The organism is Rhizobium sp. BR 315 (genome assembly GCF_050577975.1).
Lineage (GTDB): Bacteria > Pseudomonadota > Alphaproteobacteria > Rhizobiales > Rhizobiaceae > Rhizobium > Rhizobium miluonense.
On record NZ_JARWKZ010000033.1, the window covers coordinates 40,165 to 59,124 of the forward strand.

Genomic DNA, 18,960 nt, shown 5'->3' on the forward strand with positions numbered 1-18,960 from the left:
CCGTCTTATGCGTCCAAAGTTCCGGAAACGAATTTTAGGGCTAGCGGAATCATTTGTGAAAAGGTATCCGGTGACTCCCATGGCGCGATATGTATTCATCACAGGCGGCGTGGTTTCTTCCCTCGGAAAAGGAATTGCGGCTGCGGCTCTCGGAGCGTTGTTGCAGGCTCGTGGTTATCGAGTCCGACTGCGCAAACTCGACCCCTATTTGAACGTGGATCCGGGCACCATGAGCCCGACCCAGCACGGCGAAGTCTTCGTCACCGACGATGGTGCGGAAACCGACCTCGATCTTGGCCACTATGAGCGCTTCACCGGTCGCTCGGCCACGAAGACCGACAACATCACCACCGGTCGCATCTACAAGAACATCATCGACAAGGAACGCCGCGGCGACTATCTCGGCGCAACCGTCCAGGTCATTCCGCACGTCACCAACGAGATCAAGGATTTCGTCACCGAAGGCAATGACGATTATGATTTCGTCATCTGCGAGATCGGCGGCACCGTCGGCGACATCGAAGCCATGCCCTTCATGGAAGCGATCCGCCAGCTCGGCAACGATCTGCCGCGCGGCACGGCGATCTATGTTCACCTGACGCTGATGCCGTACATCCCGGCTGCAGGCGAGCTGAAGACCAAGCCGACGCAGCACTCCGTCAAGGAACTGCAGGCTCTCGGTATTCACCCGGATATTCTGCTCGTGCGCGCGGATCGCGAGATCCCGGAAGCGGAGCGCCGCAAGCTTTCGCTGTTCTGCAATGTCCGTCCTTCGGCGGTTATCCAGGCGCTCGACGTCGCCAACATCTACGACGTGCCGATGGCCTACCACAAGGAAGGCCTCGACGACGAAGTGCTGGCTGCTTTCGGCATCGAGCCGGCTCCGAAGCCGCGTCTCGACCAGTGGGAAGAGGTCTGCAACCGCATCCGCACGCCGGAAGGCGAGGTGACCATTGCCATCGTTGGCAAGTATACCGGCCTGAAGGATGCCTATAAGTCGCTGATCGAAGCCCTGCATCACGGCGGTATCGCCAACCGGGTCAAGGTCAATCTCGAGTGGATTGAATCCGAAGTCTTCGAAAAGGAAGATCCGGCGCCTTATCTCGAGAAGGTTCACGGCATTCTCGTGCCCGGCGGCTTCGGCGAGCGCGGTTCGGAAGGCAAGATCCTCGCGGCCCGTTTCGCACGTGAACGCAAGGTGCCGTATTTCGGCATCTGCTTCGGCATGCAGATGGCTGTCATCGAGGCGGCGCGCAATCTTGCCGGTGTCGAACATGCATCGTCGACCGAATTCGGACCGACCAAGGAGCCAGTCGTTGGCCTGATGACCGAATGGCTCAAGGGCAACGAGTTGCAGAAGCGCACGGCATCCGGCGATCTCGGCGGCACCATGCGGCTCGGCGCCTACAAGGCGGCCCTGAAGAAGGGCACGAAGATTTCGGAGATCTATAGCTCGACCGACATCTCGGAGCGTCATCGCCACCGTTACGAAGTCAACATCGACTACAAGGACAGGCTGGAAGGCTGCGGGCTCGTTTTCTCCGGCATGTCACCGGATGGTATTCTGCCAGAAACGGTCGAATATCCCGACCATCCCTGGTTCATCGGCGTCCAGTATCATCCGGAACTGAAGTCCCGGCCGCTGGAACCGCATCCGCTGTTCTCCAGCTTCATCGAAGCTGCGACGGAACAGAGCCGGCTGGTCTAAGAGCCGAAAATCGCTTGCGGTAGTCACTCGGGCTCACCGCAAGCCTTTCCCGAAAATGATGGCGCATGGTGGCGAGCGATCCAAATCCGCTCGCCACGGCCACATCGTCAAGCGAAATGGCGGTCTGCTTTTCGAGCAGGTCCTTTGCGCGCCGCAGCCGCTCGCTCAGCAGCCATTCGCCCGGCGCCATGCCGGTGGTCGCCTCGAAACGGCGCTGAAAGGTTCGCACGCTCATGCCGGCTCGCGCTGCAAGTGCTGCAATCGGCTGCTCCTCCTGCAAACGTTCGCGCATCCATTCGAGCAAGGGACCTAAACGGGCTCCTTCGCGCTGTCTCAGAACCGGTGTCTCGATATATTGCGCCTGACCACCTTCGCGATGCGGTGGCACCACGAGACGACGCGCGACGCTGTTGGCGATGTCCGGCCCGAAATCCCGGCGTACGACATGCAGGCAGAGATCGATCGCAGCAGCACTGCCGGCGGCGGTCAGCACGCTGTTTTCATCGACATAAAGAACATCGGCATCGACGGTGATGTCCGGATAGCGCGCAGCAATGGAATCGACGTACCGCCAATGCGTCGTCGCCTTGCGGCCGGCGAGCAATCCTGCCGCGGCAAGGACCGCGACGCCCGAGCAGAGCGACATGATGCGCACACCGCGGCGGCTAGCCGCCTGCAGTTCGACAATCAGCGGGTTAGGGACAGGCGTCCCGATGCCGCGCCATCCGGGCACGACGATCAGATCGGCATCGGCTATGACTTCCAGCCCGTGATCGACCTGAACCGTGAGCCCGCCGGCGGCACGCAGAGGACCGTCCTCAATCGCGCAGGCGGAAAAGCGATACCAATCGTCGCCCATTTCCGGGCGCGGCAGGCCGAAGATTTCGTAGGCAACGCCGAATTCGAAGGTGCAGAGCCCATCATAGACGAGGGCGACGACATGCGGGCCGCGAAGATTGGAGCTATCAGAGTTTGGCATGATATTAACGTTATATGGCATTTCGGCCAATTTCAACAGCGAGATCACTCAGGCATGAATGCACCGAACCAACAAGGAGCGTTCCATGTCCCTAGTCAGTGAAATCGCCGCAGCAGCCCCGAACCTCGTCGCTGAGCACTATGCCCGGAGGCTTAGCCTCGAGACCGATTGCTCCGACGTGCGCCAGGCCATGACATCAGGTAATGTGGATTTCGTCCTGCTCGATGTTCGCGGCCCAGCCATGTTCCAGGAGCGGCATATTCCCGGCGCAACCAATCTGCCGCATGGCAAGATGACTGCCCGGAAGATGGCGGAATGGCCTGAAGACACGCTGTTCGTCGTCTATTGCGCCGGGCCGCATTGCAACGGCACCGACAAGGCAGCTTGGCGCCTGGGCACGCTCGGCAAGCGCGTCAAGGTCATGATCGGCGGCATGACCGGTTGGGCGGATGAAGGCCACCCCTTCGAAATTGGCTAGCAAACGACAAGGCAAACCCGATACGCGCCGGGTTTGCCCGTCATGACGACATGCGAAAAGCTTCGGCATCTACGTCGTTTGGCTGTCGCGCCGCCTCCGTTTCCATGGCACGCTAAGAATAAGCATGATGGGAACAGAAGTATGATCCTCAATCCATTTGACGATCGCGCGGTCAGATCGAGGGCCAAGATCGCCATCACCTTCGCGTTGCTGATCGCCTCCAATATTGGCGCGTGGATCTGGGCCTGGCTCGCCTTCGGCGACAGGCCATCGCTTATGGGCATTGCGCTGCTTGCCTATATGTTCGGGCTTCGTCACGCTTTCGATGCCGATCATATCGCCGCGATCGACAATGTCGTGCGCAAGCTCATTCAGGAAAGGAAGCAACCTTATGCCGTCGGCTTCTTCTTCTCGCTCGGCCATTCCTCGGTCGTCGTGATCGCCTCGATCTTGATTGCGGCGACCGCGGCGGCCATGCAAGGTCAGCTCGATTCCTTCCACGATATCGGCGGCGTTATCGGCACGACGGTTTCGGCGATCTTCCTGCTGCTGATCGGGATTGCCAACCTCTTCGTCCTCAGAAGCGTGTGGTCCGCCTTCAGCCGGGCACAGAGAGGCGAAAGGATCGCGGACGAGGATCTCGATGCGCTGCTTGCCGGCGGCGGCTTTCTGGCCCGTATCTTCCGGCCCATGTTCAAGGTCGTCACCCGCTCTTGGCACATGTATCCGATCGGCTTCCTGTTCGGCCTCGGTTTCGACACAGCAACGGAAATCGGGATCCTCGGTATTTCCGCCGCTCAAGCTGCGCAGGGCATGTCCTTCTGGACCATCCTCGTTTTCCCGGCGCTGTTCACCGCCGGCATGTCGCTGATGGATACGCTCGACAGCACTCTGATGACCGGCGCCTATGGCTGGGCCTTCGTAAAGCCTGTGCGCAAGCTCTGGTACAATCTGACGATCACCGCCGCTTCAGTCTTGGTTGCAATCTTCATCGGCGGCATCGAGGCGCTGGGGTTGATCTCCGACAAGCTCGGCCTCGAAGGCGGATTCTGGCGCTTCATCGGCGAACTTAACGACAATCTCGCCAATTTCGGTTTCGCCGTCGTCGGCATCTTCCTGCTGAGCTGGCTGATTTCGGCCGTGCTTTACAAAGCCAAAGGCTACGACAACTTGCAGATCAACCGCTCATGACGCATCATCGCGGCCAGGGATCGAGCATGCTGTCGCTGGAAATCGTCGTTCGCGGCTCCAGTTACGTGCGATGAGGGGCCAAAGTCATGATCCACACAAGCAATATTCGGAGTCTGGTGCTGACGGCAGGCATCCTGTGTGTCATCAGCGCCAGCACAGCCTCCGCGCAAACCGTCGCGAGTTGCCCGCTGCAGCCGACCGTCAGTACCAAACGCCAGACATTGAATTGCCAACCCGGGCTTAGCATCACCGTCGAGCGCGGCGCGCATTTCCACTTTGCTGACCGAAATCGGGATGGCCGGGTCGATGCTATCGTGCTCGATAGCAAGGCAGCCCTAGTCGATGTGGACAGCAGCCGAGTTCGGGGCGGATTCGAAGTGGTAACGCCACAGGCGATTGCTGCCGTCCGCGGCACGCGATGGGCAGTCGACGTGACGGGCGGCTCGACGTCGGTGCTCGTGTTGCGCGGCCGTGTTGCGGTAAACAAGGTATCGACCGGGCAGGGTGTTACGCTCGGGCGACGGCAAGGTGTCGATGTGGATAGCAGCCGCTCCACTTTGCATGTCAACGCATGGGGACAGTCGCGCATAAACGCCTTGATGGCACGCCTCGGCCAGTGAGATCCTGACGCCTATGCGCAGACCATCGCTGCAAACGTTGATTGCGCTTCTTTTGACTGCCGCCTGGGGCCTGGGTCTCGGTATTGCGCATCTGCGCGGTGACATTCCCTTTATCGACGGCGCGGAGGCGACGCTTACGAACCTCCGCAATGCGCTCGGCGGCAGCCGCCAACCGCCCGATTTCGTCACGATCGTCGCCATTGACGATGAGACGTCGCGTGTGGCGGGGCACTATCCCTTGCCGCGCGCTACGCTTGCCAGGATTGTCGATGCCATCGCCGCTCTGGGACCCAAAGCCATCGCACTCGACATGCTTCTGATCGATCCCGGTGACGAAGCCGGCGATGCGGCATTGGAACAATCGCTCAAGCGGACCAAGGTTGTGCTGGCCGCCGCCGGCATTTTTCCCGAAAGCCGTCAGCGCGTTGTTGACAACAGCAACGAGCCTCTCGCCCGAGTGCCCAACGCGCTGCAATTCCTCGAACCGCAGCAGCGGTTCGCTGATGCCGCAAGCTATGGCATTGTCAATGTGCAGACCGACAAGGCGGGCACGCCGCGTTTCGCTCCGATGCTGTTTCGCAGTGGTGAGCGGATCGAACCATCCTTTTCGCTGCGCGTCGTTTCCGCCGCAAGCGGCGAGCAGACGACCGTCATTTCCGATCATATCAAGATCGGCGACCGCTCCGTCCATACTGATACCGGCTATCTCATGCCGCTCACGTTCTACGGCCCGCGCGGAACGATCCGCACCATCAGCGCCAGCGCAGCGCTGAATGGCCAGCTACCGGAAGCCGCGATCAGGGATCATGTCGTCGTTGTTGGCGCCACCGTTACCGGCGGCGGCGATGTCTTTCAGACGCCCTTCGATCCTGTTTTACCAGGTGTCGAGGTCATCTCCACCTCGATCACGAATCTGATCGCAGGGGATAGCCTGATACGCGACCGCAACGTCCGTTTCATCGACCTCTATTTTGCCATCGGGCTACCGATTGCCGTTGTCGGCCTTGTTTCATGGCGGCGCAGCACCATAGGCCTGATCATGGTGCTCGGCGTCGTCCTCCTTTGGCTTGCTGTCAACGTCAGCGCCTTCAAGCACGGAATTTGGCTAAGCGCCGCCCTCCCGATTGCGGCAACCGTGCCGCCGGCGCTGCTGTTTGGCGCAATCCAGCTCTGGCTCGACCGCAGACGGGCCTCCCGTTTCGCCGAACAAAGCCAGCTTCTGCAGCGTATCCAGGCGCCCGGTCTTGCCGAACATCTTGCCCGCGATCCCGGCCTTCTCGCAGAACCGGTGCATCAGGAGGCAGCCGTCGTCTTCATCGATATCAACGGCTTCACAGGCCTTAGCGAATCGATCGGCCCAACCGCCGTGCGCGAACTGCTGAACGGCTTCTACAATCTCGTCGACGAAGAGGTGACCGCATCCGGCGGCGCCATTACCAGCTTCATGGGCGATGGCGCCATGATCCTTTTCGGCCTGCCGCACCCCAAGCCTACCGATCCCGCCAATGCAGCGCATTGTTGCGTTCGCCTGGCTCACCGGATGAGAGACTGGCTCTCGGCATTGCCGCAGGGAATAACCTCGCGCATCGGTTTCAAGATCGGCGCTCATTTCGGCACCATCGTCGCCTCCAGGCTCGGCGGTGGCGATCGTCAACAGATCACTGCGACCGGTGACACGGTCAACGTTGCCAGTCGTCTGATGGAGGTTGCCGCGGGTAATCACGTGGAGGTTGCCTTCAGCGCCGACCTCTTGCTTTCGGCGGGTCGCGACAGCGCTCCCTTCAAAGAGGGGCACCTCGATGGCCCGATCGAAACAAGCCTGCGTGGCCGCGCCGGTTCCTTGGCCGTATGGCTCTGGCGCAGCCGGCCGTGATCCGGAGTGATCTCAACGCAGCAGATTTCATTCGTACCACATCGGAGCGATTGAAATCACGAGGAGGCAGGCGAGGGAGATATTGATCGCTCGCCATTGCCATGCCGTTTTCAAGAGATGTCCGAGCATCTGTCCAAGAACGCACCAAACCGCCAAAGAGAAAGCGGCGATAAGGCAGAAGGTCACGCCGAGTAGGATTGCAAGTCTGGCCGGGCTATCCGCCAGCGCGGCAAAGGAGGCGGCCGCGCCCATCGTCATCGCCCAGCCCTTGGGATTGTGCCAGAGCATCCAGACGCCGGCAAAAAAGCCCGTCGGCTTTGCCATTTGCCTGGCCTCATGCGGCCGGCCGCTTCTGCCGATCCGAACGGCGAGCCAGATCAGATAGAGGGAGCCCACCGTCTTCATGGCGATCTGCAGCATCGGCAAGGCCATCAAAACGCCGCCAAGCCCTGCCGCCGCCGCACCGGCCATGGAACCCAAGCCGAAGGCAAAGCCGGCCATCACCGGTATGGACCGGCCGAAGCCGAAATGAGCGCCAGATGCGGTCGCAAGCGTGGTCGCACCACCCGGTGTAATCGTCGAAACCAGGGCGAATAGGATTAGCGGCAGCAGGGATTCGATCGTCATATCGAGCTTTTCTCCATATCGAGAAAAGGCATAGACGGCGCTTTGGCATCATGAAATCGAATATTGAAGGATCGAGGCATTAGCATTTATAATGCCGATATGATCCGAAATTTCGACATAGCTTTGATCCGAACCTTCGTCGCCGTTGCCGACCAGGGCAGCATGACGATTGCCGCCAATATGCTGCATATGACCCAAGGCGCCATCAGCCAGCAGATCAAGCGGCTGGAGGACATGCTCGGCTGCGCCCTGTTCGAGCGTGACAGACGCGGATTGCGGCTGACCGAGGCAGGCGAACGGTTGCTCGGCAATGCCCGCCGCTTGCTGGTGTTGAATGATGAGATCTGGAACGACATGACGGAAAGAACCGTTCGCGGCGGCGTCCGGCTTGGCGTTCCCTACGATCTTGTCGGCGCAACGCTGGCGCCGGTACTCAAATCCTATGCCGAACGCCATCCGCAGGTGGAGATTTCGCTGATCTGCGCCTCATCGCCGGAGCTGCTTGAAGAGCTAGGGAAGGGAACCATCGACCTCTGCGTGGTGGAGGAACCGTACGGCACATCGCAGGGCGAATGCTTGAGTGTCGAACGGCTTGTCTGGGTGGGTGCGAAGGCGGGCAACGCCCATCGCAAGGTACCGCTGCCGATCTCGATGGTGGCCGATACCTGTGCCTTCCGCACATCGGTCTTTGCGGCACTCAGCAAGGACGGTTTGCGCTGGCGGACGGTCTTCGAGAACGGCAATATCGAAGCAACTACGGCGACGGTACGCACGGATCTGGCTATCACCGCCTGGCTCGCCTCCACCGTTCCATCCGATCTCGATATCCTCACCGTCGAGCAGGGCCTGCCCGAACTGCCGGTCTTTGCGATCAACCTGCATTTGCCGAAGGGAAATGCGACGCCGCAGGCATTGGAACTTGCACGTCACATCCGCGAGGGCATGATGCGGCCGCGCCAGTCCGCCGCCGCTTGAGTTCCATCAGTTGATAGGCCTGCCTATGCCGCCTTTGGCAGCGGGCCGACATAACGCGACTGCGGGCGGATCAGGCGCCCGTCGAGCGTCTGCTCGCGTGCATGGGCGATCCAGCCGACTGTGCGGCCGATCGCGAAGACGCCAGTAAAGGAGTTGCGCGGGAAGCCGAGGGCGTCGAGCAACAGGGCGGTGTAGTATTCGACATTGACGTCCAAGGGCCGATCCGGCTTGCGCTCCTTCAGCAAGGCCAGCGCTGCCGCCTCGATGGCTTCCGCCAGCGCGATGCGTCCGGCATCCGCCTGTCCGCTCGCGAAGATCGGCTTCAATGCCGTTTTCAGGGCATCGGCGCGCGGATCGCGGACGCGATAGATGCGATGACCGAAGCCCATCAACCGTTCGCCGTGGTCGAGCGCCTGTGACAGCCATGCGCGGGCGTTTTCGGGACTGCCAACAGCGTCAAGCATATCGAGGACCGGGCCGGGGGCGCCGCCATGGAGAGGACCTTTGAGGGCGCTGATTGCCGCGAGCACCGAGGAGGTCAGGCCGGCATGGGTCGAGGCGATGACGCGTGAGGCGAATGTCGATGCGTTGAGGCCGTGATCGGAAATTGTCACCAGATAGGCGTCGAGACCTGCCGTCTGCTCGGCCGTCGGCACGCGGCCCGTCAACATGCGCAGGATGTCAGCCGATTGAGAGAGGGACGCATCCGGCCTGATCGGCGCTTCATCTTTCTGCAATCGCAACACGGCCGGCAGGAAGACGGCAGGTGCCGCCATCAGGCGGATCGCCGTAGCAAAATCCTCGCCGTCTGCGACGCGCGCCAGCAAGGCACGCACGGCATCCACCGGCGGCAGAGTGAGCAGGGCGGCATCGGCCGCTTCCACATGCGCGAAGAGCGCTGCGCGGGCCACACCGAGCTGCTCACGGATTGAGGCGGCATCGACATGTTCGTCGAACAGGCCATCGAGCAGCAGTGCGGCAACATCCTCGAAGCGGCTGGTCGCGACCAGATCATCCAACGACACGCCGCGGATGATCAGACGACCGGCTGCGCCATCGACGTCGGACAGCTTTGTTTCTGCGGCGATGACATCTTCAAGACCACTTTTCATCATTGTTCTCCTTTGACTATGCAAATAGATCGTGCCTATTTCTATTGACGTCAATCTTGATGCAATTGATCAATATGAGGGGCGATGAGCTGGCTAACGGCAGAGCAGGCGCTGGACCTGCTGGGAACGAAATCACAGACGCTCTATGCCAATGTCAGCCGAGGACGCATTCGCGCTAAGGCCGATCCAGCGGATACGCGACGCAGCCTTTATTTTGCCGATGACGTGAAACGGCTGGCCACCCGCCATGCCGGCCGGCGCAAGACCGAGGCGGTGGCCGCCGAAGCCATTCAATGGGGCGATCCCGTATTGCCGTCGGCGCTATCGACGGTTTCGAACGGCAGGCTTTTCTATCGCGGCAAGGATGCGGCAATGCTTGCCGAAAACGCTGCGCTCGAGGATGTCGCGCTGCTGCTCTGGGACATGAAGAGGCCGCTACGGTTCGAGCAAAGCGAGGCTCAGCAAGGACTTCCATCCTTGAATGCCGCTTTCTCAGCTCTGGCAGCGCGCATAACGAACGATCTGCCATCGCTCGGGCGCTCGCTTCCGGCCTTGCAGAACGAAGCCGAAAGCGTGTTCGCCACGGTGGCTGAAGCCTTGGCCCCTGGCGCATGGGACCTGTCGCTGCATCAACGCCTTGCCGCTGCCTGGAAGCGCCCCGATGCGGGCGACCTCATACGCCGCAGCCTTGTATTGCTTGCAGACCACGAGCTGAATGCCTCGACCTTTACTGCGCGGATCACGGCATCAGCTGGAGCAACATTGTCAGCAGCCACCTTGTCCGGCCTTTCCACGCTGACGGGTCCGCTGCATGGCGGCGCATGGCAGAGCGTGCGCTCGCTGATCGCGCGGGCAGCTACGATCGGGGTGGATGAGGCGGTCCGCAGTTATCTCGCGGAAGGACGGCCATTGCCCGCTTTCGGTCACCAGCTCTATCCCGATGTCGATATCCGCGGCGAGGCGTTGCTTGGCTGCTTCACGCTGCCCCCGCTCTTCGCCAGGGTTCGCGATGTCGGCGAGCAGCTGGTTGGGGAACGCGTCAATGTTGATTTCGCCTTGACGGCCATGACCCATGCCTATCATCTGCCGGAGGATGCGCCGCTGATCATCTTCGCGCTGGCGCGCACGGTGGGCTGGCTTGCGCATGCCATGGAGCAAGCGACCAGCGGCAGGCTCATTCGGCCGCGCGCTCGCTATATCGGCCCGCCGGTACAGTGATGTCATTACGCCGGAATGCGGCGATTCCCGCTCAATTCACTTTGAGGTGACAAACGGCTTCGATATTGTGGCCATCCGGATCGAGAATGAAGGCGCCGTAGTAGTTCGGATGATAATGCGGACGAAGGCCGGGAGCGCCGTTATCGGTGCCGCCAGCCAGGATAGCGACTCGATGGAATTCATCGACGAATTCCCTATTTTCGGCGCTGAAGGCGACATGCGCGCCTGTTTGCGGGACATCACGCTCTCCGATCCAGAAGAATGCCTTCCCTCCAATGCCATACCCCGCAAAGGTTTCGCCCTCGGCATAAAGGCGTTCGATGCCGAGAGGGCGTAATATCGCGTCGTAAAAGATCTTCGAACGCTCCAGGTTGCGAACGCCGATTGTTACATGATCGAGCACATGGCCCTCCAATTCGCGAGTTCTCGTTCCATCAGCCCTGACCAAGGGCGCCGGCAAGCGTTACAAAGGTCAGCACTTCGCCGAGCAGTGCCGGCAGTCATCGGATGCGCGCACCGACCCGCCAGGCATTGGAGAGGCCGGAAAGCCCGAGCACCATGCCGAAAAATGAAGCTGGAACCAGCGGCAGTTTCAGAGACGCAGCCATATGCCCCCTTTGACGCTTCATTTCAGCGCCGACCTATAGAGAATTGGGAAAAGAACTCAGGATCGATGCTAAATTTATCCATGTGAATGGAGGCGCAAAATACAGCTTTCCCCGAGAGCGGCAAAGCGCGATCATGGCAAAGGCGGGCAGTTTTCGCCAGCGTTATCACAGATGCGTGAACGTACGGATTTTTCCACGCTGCTTGGCTTGTGCATAGCTCGCCCGTCATTTGTTCATTGGAAAATGCTGCGAAATGTCTCTATTGAATATTCAAACGATTAAAACCGTCCTAGGAGACTGACATATGCAAATCGGAATGATTGGCCTTGGCCGTATGGGCAACAACATGGTGCAGCGCCTCATGAGGGCCGGTCACAGCGCGGTTGTTTTCGATGCGCGTCCGGAGAGCGTCGCAGGGCTTGAGCAGCTCGGCGCCACCGGCAGCAAGTCTCTCGCAGATTTCGTATCGAAGCTCGCGAAGCCGCGCGTCGTCTGGATGATGCTGCCGGCTGCAATCGTCGATCAGGAACTGGCAGCGATCGTTCCGCTTCTCGAAGAGGGCGACATCGTCATCGACGGCGGCAACTCCTATTACCACGATGACATCCGCCGCGCCGAAGAGCTGAAGCCGAAGGGCATCCACTATGTCGACGTCGGCACCAGCGGCGGCGTTTTCGGTCTCGAGCGCGGCTATTGCCTGATGATCGGCGGCGAGAAGGAAACCGTCCAGCATCTCTCGCCGATCTTCGCGACGCTTGCTCCTGGCGTCGGTGACGTCGCTCCGTCGGCGATGCGCTCGGAAGAAGCTGCCAGGAACAGCACGGCAGAGCAGGGCTACCTGCATTGCGGCCCATCCGGCGCCGGCCATTTCGTCAAGATGGTCCATAACGGCATCGAATACGGCCTGATGGCCGCCTATGCCGAAGGCCTGAACGTTCTGCGCCACGCCAATATCGGCAAGCTGAGCGCCGAGAAGGATGCCGAAACCGCTCCGCTCTCACATCCGCAGTATTATCAGTATGATCTCGACATCGCTGAAATCAGCGAAGTATGGCGCCGCGGCAGCGTGATCACCTCCTGGCTGCTCGATCTCACCGCCGACGCCCTGCACGGCGATGCGGCGCTTTCGCAATATGCCGGCCGCGTTTCCGACTCGGGCGAAGGCCGCTGGACGATCTCGGCTGCGATCGACGAAGGCGTTCCGACGCCGGTGCTCAGCGCGGCGCTTTACGGCCGTTTCGCTTCACGCGGCAACGACGATTACGCCAACAAGGTTCTCTCCGCCATGCGCGCCGGATTCGGCGGTCATCACGAGAAGCCGGCCACGTAATCGGCCCATCGATTTGCAGAATTATGAGCCGGGTGGGTCAAACCTCCCGGCTTTTGCTTGCCCGTTATGATCGCGTAATTCCCGACGGAAAACCGCTGTGGACGTTTGCGGGAATAGTGTCAGCCCAGCAGATCTGGCCGCAGGAATATGACCTGAGTGGGCGAGCCCGCTTCAAGCTCCGGCGCATGCGGCGGACGGACAACCAGGCAGTCGGCGCGCGAAAAGACCTTCATCATCGAGGAATCCTGCTTGGAGAAGGGCTCGGCGAGCCAGCCATCGTCATCGGCCCGCGTCAGCGTTGCGCGCACATAATCCTGTCGCTGATCGTTCGCTGCAAAGGTCACGGCGGTGCGTGCAACGCCCTCACGCTTGATAGGCGGTAGGGAGGCGAGCTTTCTTATCAGCGGCTCAAGAAACAGCAGGCCGCAAACAAGGCTGGAAACGGGATTGCCGGGAAGGCCAAGGACGTGCGTATCGCCGAGGCTGCCAACCATCAGCGGCTTGCCGGGACGCATGGCGATGCGCCAGAAATCCAGCTGCATGCCGGCCGCAACCATGGTCGCCTGCACCAGATCGTGATCGCCGACCGAGGCGCCGCCCAGCGTGACGATGACATCGGCCTTCGCCACCTGCGCACGGCCAATGGCAGCGGTGATCGCATCGCTGTCATCGGCAACGATTCCGAGATCGAGGACATGAGCTCCGGCACTGCGTGCCAGTGCTGCGATGCCGAAGGTGTTCGACGCGATGATCTGCGATGGCCCTGGTTCGGTGCCCGGCGCAACAAGCTCGTCACCCGTCGCCAGAATCGCCACCAGCGGCCGGCGGTACACATCCAAGGCTGGGTGGTTCATGGCTGCGGCAACGGTGAGCCGCGAGAAATCCATGACCGTGCCGGCGGGAAGCACGGTTTCGTCCTCGAGGAAATCCTGGCCGCTCGGGCGTATGTGCTGCCCCTTGCGTAGAGGATAGGTGGTGCGGATGCGATCGCCTTCCAGTCGTCCGGCGTCTTCCTGCAGGAGCACCGAATCGGCACCCGCGGGAACCGGTGCTCCGGTGAAGATTCGGACCGTCTCGCCCTTGCCCACGGTTCCCTCAAAGGCATGGCCTGCGGCGGAGGCGCCGATGACCTGCAATTCTGAACCCGGCGTCGCCGCGTCCTCGAAGCGCAGCGCATAGCCGTCCATGGCCGAGGCGTCGAAGGGCGGTTGAGTGAGACGGGCAGTCAAATCCCTGGCCAGGACCCGGCCCTCGGCCATATCGAGCGAAACGCTTTCAAAGCGATGAATGGGCGCAGCACTATCGAGCAGGCGCGCTTGTGCTTCGGCGACGGGCAATAGACTCATGGATCAGGCCCCCGGATGGCGGAAATCTCCCGATTTGCCGCCGGATTTCTCCAATAGAGTGATGCCGCCGATCTCCATACCCCGATCGGCAGCCTTGGCCATGTCGTAGATCGTCAGGCATGCAACGGAAACTGCCGTCAGCGCCTCCATCTCGACACCGGTGCGGCCGGTCAGCTTTGCCGTTGCGGTGACACGCAGGCCAGGGAGGGCGGCATCCTCTTCGATATCGACGGCAACCTTGGTTAGCATCAGCGGATGGCATAGCGGAATGAGATTGCTCGTCTGCTTCGCCGCCATGATGCCGGCGAGCCGCGCCGTGCCGATGACATCGCCCTTCTTGGCATTGCCTTCACGGATCAGCGCCAATGTCTCCGGCTTCATCTTAACGTAGCCCGTGGCCGTCGCGCTGCGCGCCGTCTCGGCCTTGTCGCCGACATCGACCATACGCGCCTCGCCCGAAGCGTCGATATGCGTGAGACCGGCCTTCGTCGTGGTCATGTTACTCGGCCGCCAGAATGCCGGCTTCGCCGTTCAGCAACAGTCGCGTCGCCGCCGTCACGTCATCCTTGCGCATCAGGCTTTCGCCCACCAGGAAGGTGGTGATGCCGGCAGCCTCCAGACGCTTGCAATCCTCATGAGTGAAGACGCCGCTCTCGCCGACCAGCAGACGCCCCTTCGGCACCATGGGAGACAAGGTCTCGCTGACCGTGAGGCTGACTTCGAAGGTGCGGAGATTGCGGTTGTTGATGCCGATCAGCGGGGAGGACAGTTTTAATGCCCGTTCCATCTCTTCCGCATCGTGAACCTCGACCAACACGTCCATGCCGAGGCCGAAGGCTTCGTCCTGCAGACGTTGCGCATCGTCATCGGACAGAGAGGCCATGATCAGCAGGATGCAGTCGGCACCCCAGGCGCGGGCTTCCTGCACCTGATAGGTGTCGAACATGAAATCCTTGCGCAGCGCGGGCAAGGAGCAGGCTGCGCGGGCAGCCGTCAGGAATTCGGGAGCACCCTGGAAGCTCGGCGTATCCGTCAGCACCGAAAGGCAGGCCGCACCGCCGGCCTCATAAGCCTTGGCGAGGGCAGGCGGGTCGAAATCGGGGCGAATAAGCCCCTTTGACGGGCTTGCCTTCTTGATTTCGGCAATCAGACCGAAAACGCCCGCACTCTGCTTGGCTAGAAGCGCCTTGTGAAAGCCACGCGGCGCAGATTGATCCGTCTGCATAGCCTTGAGATCGGCGAGCGAAACCTTGGCCTTGGCCGCGACAATTTCCTCGCGCTTGTAAGCTTCGATCTTCCGAAGGATATCGGTCATGACGTCTTGAACCTATTCTTCGTCGTTGGAGACGGCGACCAGCTTTTCCAATGCGACGGCCGTCGCGCCGCTGTCGAGCGACTGGGTCGCGAGCTTCATGCCATCATGAAGCGTTTCCGCCTTTCCGGCAATGACAAGCGATGCGGCGGCATTGGCAAGGGCAATGTCGCGATAGGCGTTTTTCGCGCCGCTCAGCACGTCGCGAAGCGCTGCCGCATTGGCAACGCCGTCGCCGCCCTTGAGGTCGGTGAGATCCGCATGAGGCAGGCCGAAATCTGATGGCGTCAGCTCAAAGGTGCGGATCTTGCCGTTCTCCAGCGCGGCAACGGAGGTCGTGCCGGTCGTGGTGATCTCGTCAAGGCCGTTGCCGTGCACAACCCAGACGCTTTCGGCATTCAGGTCCCTAAGTACTTCGGCGAGCGGAACGACCCATTGCGGCGCGAACACGCCGAGCAGCTGACGGCGGACACCGGCAGGGTTCGACAAGGGTCCCAGCAGATTGAAGATCGTACGCGTCCCAAGTTCCACCCGCGACGGGCCGACATGGCGCATCGACGAATGGTGCAGCTGCGCGAACATGAAGCCGATGCCGGCCTCACGGATGCAGCGGGAAATCACTTCTGGTCCGATATCGAGCTTGATGCCCAAAACGGACTGCGTGTCGGCAGTACCCGCCTTGGAGCTCTGGGCACGGTTGCCGTGCTTGGCGACCGGCACGCCGGCGCCGGCAACGATGAACGCCGCCAACGTCGAGATGTTATAGGTGCCGACGCCATCGCCGCCCGTGCCGACGATGTCGATCGCATCCGCCGGTGCTTCCACCGGCAGCATCTTGGCGCGCATTGTTGAGACGGCACCAACAATCTCGTCAACCGTTTCGCCGCGCACGCGCAGCGCCATCAGGAAGGCGCCGATCTGCGACGGTGTCGCTTCGCCGGACATCAGGATCTCGAATGCCTGCCGGGATTCATCCCGCGTCAGCACCTCGCGATTGGCGACCTTGGCGAGGAAAGGTTTCAATTCGCTCATTGACTATCCATCCTCCCGACCGGGCCTAACGAGACATCGCCTGTTCGGCGAGGCTCTGGTTGACCGTGACGGTGTATTTGGATTGCAGCTGGCCGACCATCTGGTCGAGGATGTCGTCGCCAGCAGCATTGGCGATCTGGGCCACCTGCTGATCGTCGTTGCTCAAGGCATCCGTGGTCGGATTGTCGTTGACGCCGGTGACCTTGAGCAGGATCTGCGTCGTGTCATCCGCACCGACGGCACTCGCGGCAGCGTCGACAGGGCCGGAGAAGGCAGCGGCTATGCCGCCGCGGCCGAGAACCGGGTCGTCCGTCGAGCGCACGATGTTGGCCTTGTTTTCGACGGCGATGCCGAGCGGGGTGGCGATATCGGCAAGCGACTTGCCCTTCTGCGCCTCCTGCTTCAACTCTGCTGCCTTGGCGGCAAGCGCGATCTTCTGCTGCGCAGCGGTCCAGTCGACAACCGCTTTTTCACGGACGTCGGCGAGCGTGCGATCGTGATTGGGCGTCACGCCCAGTATATCGTACCAGACATAACCATCATTGCCGACCGTCAGCGGCGCCGGGTTGCCGCCCTGTTCGGCCTTGAAGACCTCCGGAAGCAGTTGCTGGCGAACCGGCAGATCCTTGACGTCGTTGCCGTTCTGATCGAGGCCGGTTGCATCGATCGAGTCAACCGTGACCAGCTTCAGCTTGAGCTGGTTCGCTGCTTCCTGCAGCGAGACGCCGGAGCCGCGCAGATCCTCGAACTTGTCGTGAACGCTGGTGATTTCGTTGGCGGCGTTAGCGAGAGCGATCTGCTTGCGGATATCTTCCTTGACGTCGTCAAAGTTCTTCGCCGTCTCATTCTTCACGTTCGTAACGCGCAGAATGACCGGGCCGAACGAGCCGTCGACGACAGGCGTCGTGCCGCCATCCTTGGCGACGGTGAAGGCTGCTTCGGCAATCGTCTTGTCCGGGACTTGATCCTTGGTGAAGGTGCCGAGCAGCACGTCGGAAGGCTTCTTGCCCTGATCGGTAACGAGCTGGTCGAAGGTCGTCCCCGTCTTCAGCGCGTCAGCGGCCGCATTGGCAAGATCCTTGTTGGCGAAGGTCAACTGTTCGATCGTCCGCGTTGCCGGTGTCTTGAAGCTGTCCTTGCGCTTGTCGTATTGGGCGCGCAGCTCGTCGTCCGAAACGCTCGCCGGATCGGCAAGATCCTCGGCCTGTAGCTTCACATAGGCGAACTTCCTGTACTCCGGAGCGCGATACTTGGACTTCACGCCATCAAACCACTTCGATAGCACGTCTTCGGCCGGCGCCTTGACCGGATCGATGTTGGCATTGGTGAGCAGCAGGTAATCGACGCTGCGGCTCTCGTCGTGATACTGCTTGACCGCATCGACCAGAACCTTCGGTGCGATAAAGCCGTTCGACACCGCTTCGACGATCTGGCTACGGATCGCGACCTTGCTGCGTTCCTTGATGTAGTCGTCCGGGGTGATGCTGCTGTTACGGAGCAGCATCTCGAATTTCTGACGATCGAAGGCGCCATTCGCCGCCTTGAAAGCCGGATCGTCGCCGATGAGCTTGGCCAGGCGATCCTGGGAAAGACCCAGGTTCATGTCGGCGGCCAACTGATCGAGCGAAGCGCCGGCAACGAGCTGGGCGACGGTCTGCTGACCGATACCGAAGGCGCGCGCCTGGTCCGGCGTGATCTGCATGCGCAATTGCTGGCTGATCGCCTGAATCTGGCGCCGATAGGCGAGGCGGAACTCATTGGTATCGATATGCTGATCGCCGACCGTCACCACGGTATTGCTGTTACCGCCGCTGATGAGTGAACGCTCGACGCCCCATATGCCGAAAGCTGCCGCAAGAAGAAGCAACAAGCCCTTGGCAACCCAGGTCTGGGCGATTTTTCTCAGCACGTCGAACATAGGAAAGCAAACCTCGTCATCATCAAGTCTTCACCCGCAGGCGAAACAATCGGAGTTCCTTAGAACAATCCGAACCGGAATTGAAGAGCCAGAGGGGAAATCACCGGACGAGGCGCAAAAGTGCCGGAACCTTTGACGTGCAATGACGTTTTATTGAGCGACAAGACACAAGGAGCATACGATGGCCGAGACGAAATCAGCTTCCGCTCAGTCCTCTTCGGCGCGAGCGCAGACAGAGACGGCAATGGAGGATCTCGCCGCTCAGGTCGCCGCGTTGCGCGAAGATCTGGCAAAGCTGTCGCAGAGCATGGCAGCCGTGGGGCAGGGAGCAAAGTCCGTCGTCGCAGAGGAAGCCGAGGAGATCACGGAGCGGCTGCGCGAAAGAGTTCGCGAGGAGCCGCTTTTCATGGTCGCCGCCGCAGCCGGCATTGGCTACCTGATCGGTCTGCTGAGTCGACGTTAGCTTTCAGGCGGAACCCTCAACGAAATGGACGAAAAGGCGCGGACGAATCAATCGTCCGCGCCTTTTCAATTGCGCGGGTTTTCAGTTGTGAGCGGCCGGGATGGATGCTCCTCCCGGCGAGCCGACCTTTGCGACACCTTCTGCGACATCTTCGACCATCGTTATTTGTT

The 18,960-nt window shown here is 60.9% G+C and carries 18 protein-coding genes; 9 read left to right on the forward strand and 9 right to left on the reverse strand.

The genetic code is table 11. The features are described 5' to 3' along the window. Positions 1-79: 79 nt before the first annotated feature. Entirely contained in the window at positions 80-1,708 is a 1,629-nt protein-coding gene (locus tag QD409_RS24720; RefSeq protein ID WP_092853888.1) for a CTP synthase, read from the forward strand. On the opposite strand, the gene ftrA is transcribed toward QD409_RS24720, so the two are convergent. Next, positions 1,671-2,708 (reverse strand): transcriptional regulator FtrA, encoded by a 1,038-nt coding sequence (ftrA, locus tag QD409_RS24725; protein WP_092853930.1) that lies wholly within the window; start codon positions 2,706-2,708, stop codon positions 1,671-1,673. The genes QD409_RS24720 and ftrA overlap by 38 nt on opposite strands. Positions 2,709-2,772: 64 nt before the next feature. On the opposite strand from ftrA, the gene QD409_RS24730 reads away from it, so the two are divergent. The 4 genes from QD409_RS24730 (at position 2,773) to QD409_RS24745 (ending at position 6,849) form a co-directional block, all read left to right on the forward strand. Continuing rightward, a complete protein-coding gene (locus QD409_RS24730) occupies positions 2,773-3,165 on the forward strand; it encodes a rhodanese-like domain-containing protein (protein WP_092853886.1) in 393 nt (130 codons plus the stop codon). 141 nt (positions 3,166-3,306) lie between these two features. Then, complete coding sequence (locus QD409_RS24735) at positions 3,307-4,356, forward strand: HoxN/HupN/NixA family nickel/cobalt transporter (RefSeq protein WP_430763940.1); 1,050 nt, start codon at positions 3,307-3,309, stop codon at positions 4,354-4,356. Positions 4,357-4,442: 86 nt separating this feature from the next. Next, positions 4,443-4,976, forward strand: coding sequence for a FecR domain-containing protein (locus tag QD409_RS24740; protein ID WP_092853882.1), 534 nt, complete (start codon positions 4,443-4,445; stop codon positions 4,974-4,976). A 13-nt stretch (positions 4,977-4,989) separates the two neighbouring features. Further along, on the forward strand, positions 4,990-6,849 hold the full coding sequence (locus QD409_RS24745; RefSeq protein ID WP_430763941.1) for a CHASE2 domain-containing protein: 1,860 nt from the start codon (positions 4,990-4,992) through the stop codon (positions 6,847-6,849). Positions 6,850-6,876: 27 nt separating this feature from the next. Here QD409_RS24745 and QD409_RS24750 read toward each other — a convergent pair whose 3' ends face one another. Further along, complete coding sequence (locus tag QD409_RS24750; RefSeq protein ID WP_430763942.1) at positions 6,877-7,476, reverse strand: LysE family translocator; 600 nt, start codon at positions 7,474-7,476, stop codon at positions 6,877-6,879. Positions 7,477-7,575: 99 nt separating this feature from the next. Between QD409_RS24750 and QD409_RS24755 the strand changes: the two genes are divergently transcribed. After that, positions 7,576-8,451 (forward strand): LysR family transcriptional regulator, encoded by an 876-nt coding sequence (locus QD409_RS24755; RefSeq protein ID WP_430763943.1) that lies wholly within the window; start codon positions 7,576-7,578, stop codon positions 8,449-8,451. A 23-nt stretch (positions 8,452-8,474) separates the two neighbouring features. Here the strand turns inward: QD409_RS24755 and QD409_RS24760 are convergent, their stop codons facing one another. Continuing rightward, on the reverse strand, positions 8,475-9,563 hold the full coding sequence (locus tag QD409_RS24760) for a citrate synthase/methylcitrate synthase (RefSeq protein ID WP_430763944.1): 1,089 nt from the start codon (positions 9,561-9,563) through the stop codon (positions 8,475-8,477). Between the two features lie 84 nt (positions 9,564-9,647). On the opposite strand from QD409_RS24760, the gene QD409_RS24765 reads away from it, so the two are divergent. Next, positions 9,648-10,781, forward strand: a complete 1,134-nt coding sequence (locus QD409_RS24765) for a citrate synthase (protein WP_430763945.1) — start codon at positions 9,648-9,650, stop codon at positions 10,779-10,781. Between the two features lie 31 nt (positions 10,782-10,812). Here QD409_RS24765 and QD409_RS24770 read toward each other — a convergent pair whose 3' ends face one another. Beyond that, on the reverse strand, positions 10,813-11,184 hold the full coding sequence (locus QD409_RS24770; protein ID WP_430763946.1) for a VOC family protein: 372 nt from the start codon (positions 11,182-11,184) through the stop codon (positions 10,813-10,815). Between the two features lie 509 nt (positions 11,185-11,693). Between QD409_RS24770 and gnd the strand changes: the two genes are divergently transcribed. Continuing rightward, positions 11,694-12,719: a phosphogluconate dehydrogenase (NAD(+)-dependent, decarboxylating) gene (gene gnd / locus QD409_RS24775; protein ID WP_092853870.1), complete on the forward strand. Its 1,026-nt coding sequence runs from the start codon at positions 11,694-11,696 to the stop codon at positions 12,717-12,719. 119 nt (positions 12,720-12,838) lie between these two features. On the opposite strand, the gene QD409_RS24780 is transcribed toward gnd, so the two are convergent. The 5 genes from QD409_RS24780 to QD409_RS24800 are packed head-to-tail and all read right to left on the reverse strand — an operon-like array spanning position 12,839 to position 18,327. Continuing rightward, a complete protein-coding gene (locus tag QD409_RS24780) occupies positions 12,839-14,065 on the reverse strand; it encodes a molybdopterin molybdotransferase MoeA (protein WP_430763947.1) in 1,227 nt (408 codons plus the stop codon). Positions 14,066-14,068: 3 nt separating this feature from the next. After that, entirely contained in the window at positions 14,069-14,563 is a 495-nt protein-coding gene (gene moaC / locus QD409_RS24785) for a cyclic pyranopterin monophosphate synthase MoaC (RefSeq protein ID WP_430763948.1), read from the reverse strand. Position 14,564: 1 nt separating this feature from the next. Further along, positions 14,565-15,380 (reverse strand): indole-3-glycerol phosphate synthase TrpC, encoded by an 816-nt coding sequence (gene trpC / locus QD409_RS24790; protein WP_430763949.1) that lies wholly within the window; start codon positions 15,378-15,380, stop codon positions 14,565-14,567. 12 nt (positions 15,381-15,392) lie between these two features. Next, positions 15,393-16,409 carry an anthranilate phosphoribosyltransferase gene (gene trpD, locus QD409_RS24795; protein ID WP_092853862.1) on the reverse strand — a complete coding sequence of 339 codons (1,017 nt, stop codon included), beginning with the start codon at positions 16,407-16,409 and terminating at the stop codon, positions 15,393-15,395. Positions 16,410-16,434: 25 nt separating this feature from the next. Next, positions 16,435-18,327: a SurA N-terminal domain-containing protein gene (locus QD409_RS24800; RefSeq protein ID WP_430763950.1), complete on the reverse strand. Its 1,893-nt coding sequence runs from the start codon at positions 18,325-18,327 to the stop codon at positions 16,435-16,437. Positions 18,328-18,508: 181 nt separating this feature from the next. Between QD409_RS24800 and QD409_RS24805 the strand changes: the two genes are divergently transcribed. Beyond that, positions 18,509-18,790: a hypothetical protein gene (locus tag QD409_RS24805; RefSeq protein WP_092853858.1), complete on the forward strand. Its 282-nt coding sequence runs from the start codon at positions 18,509-18,511 to the stop codon at positions 18,788-18,790. The last annotated feature ends 170 nt before the right edge of the window (positions 18,791-18,960 follow it).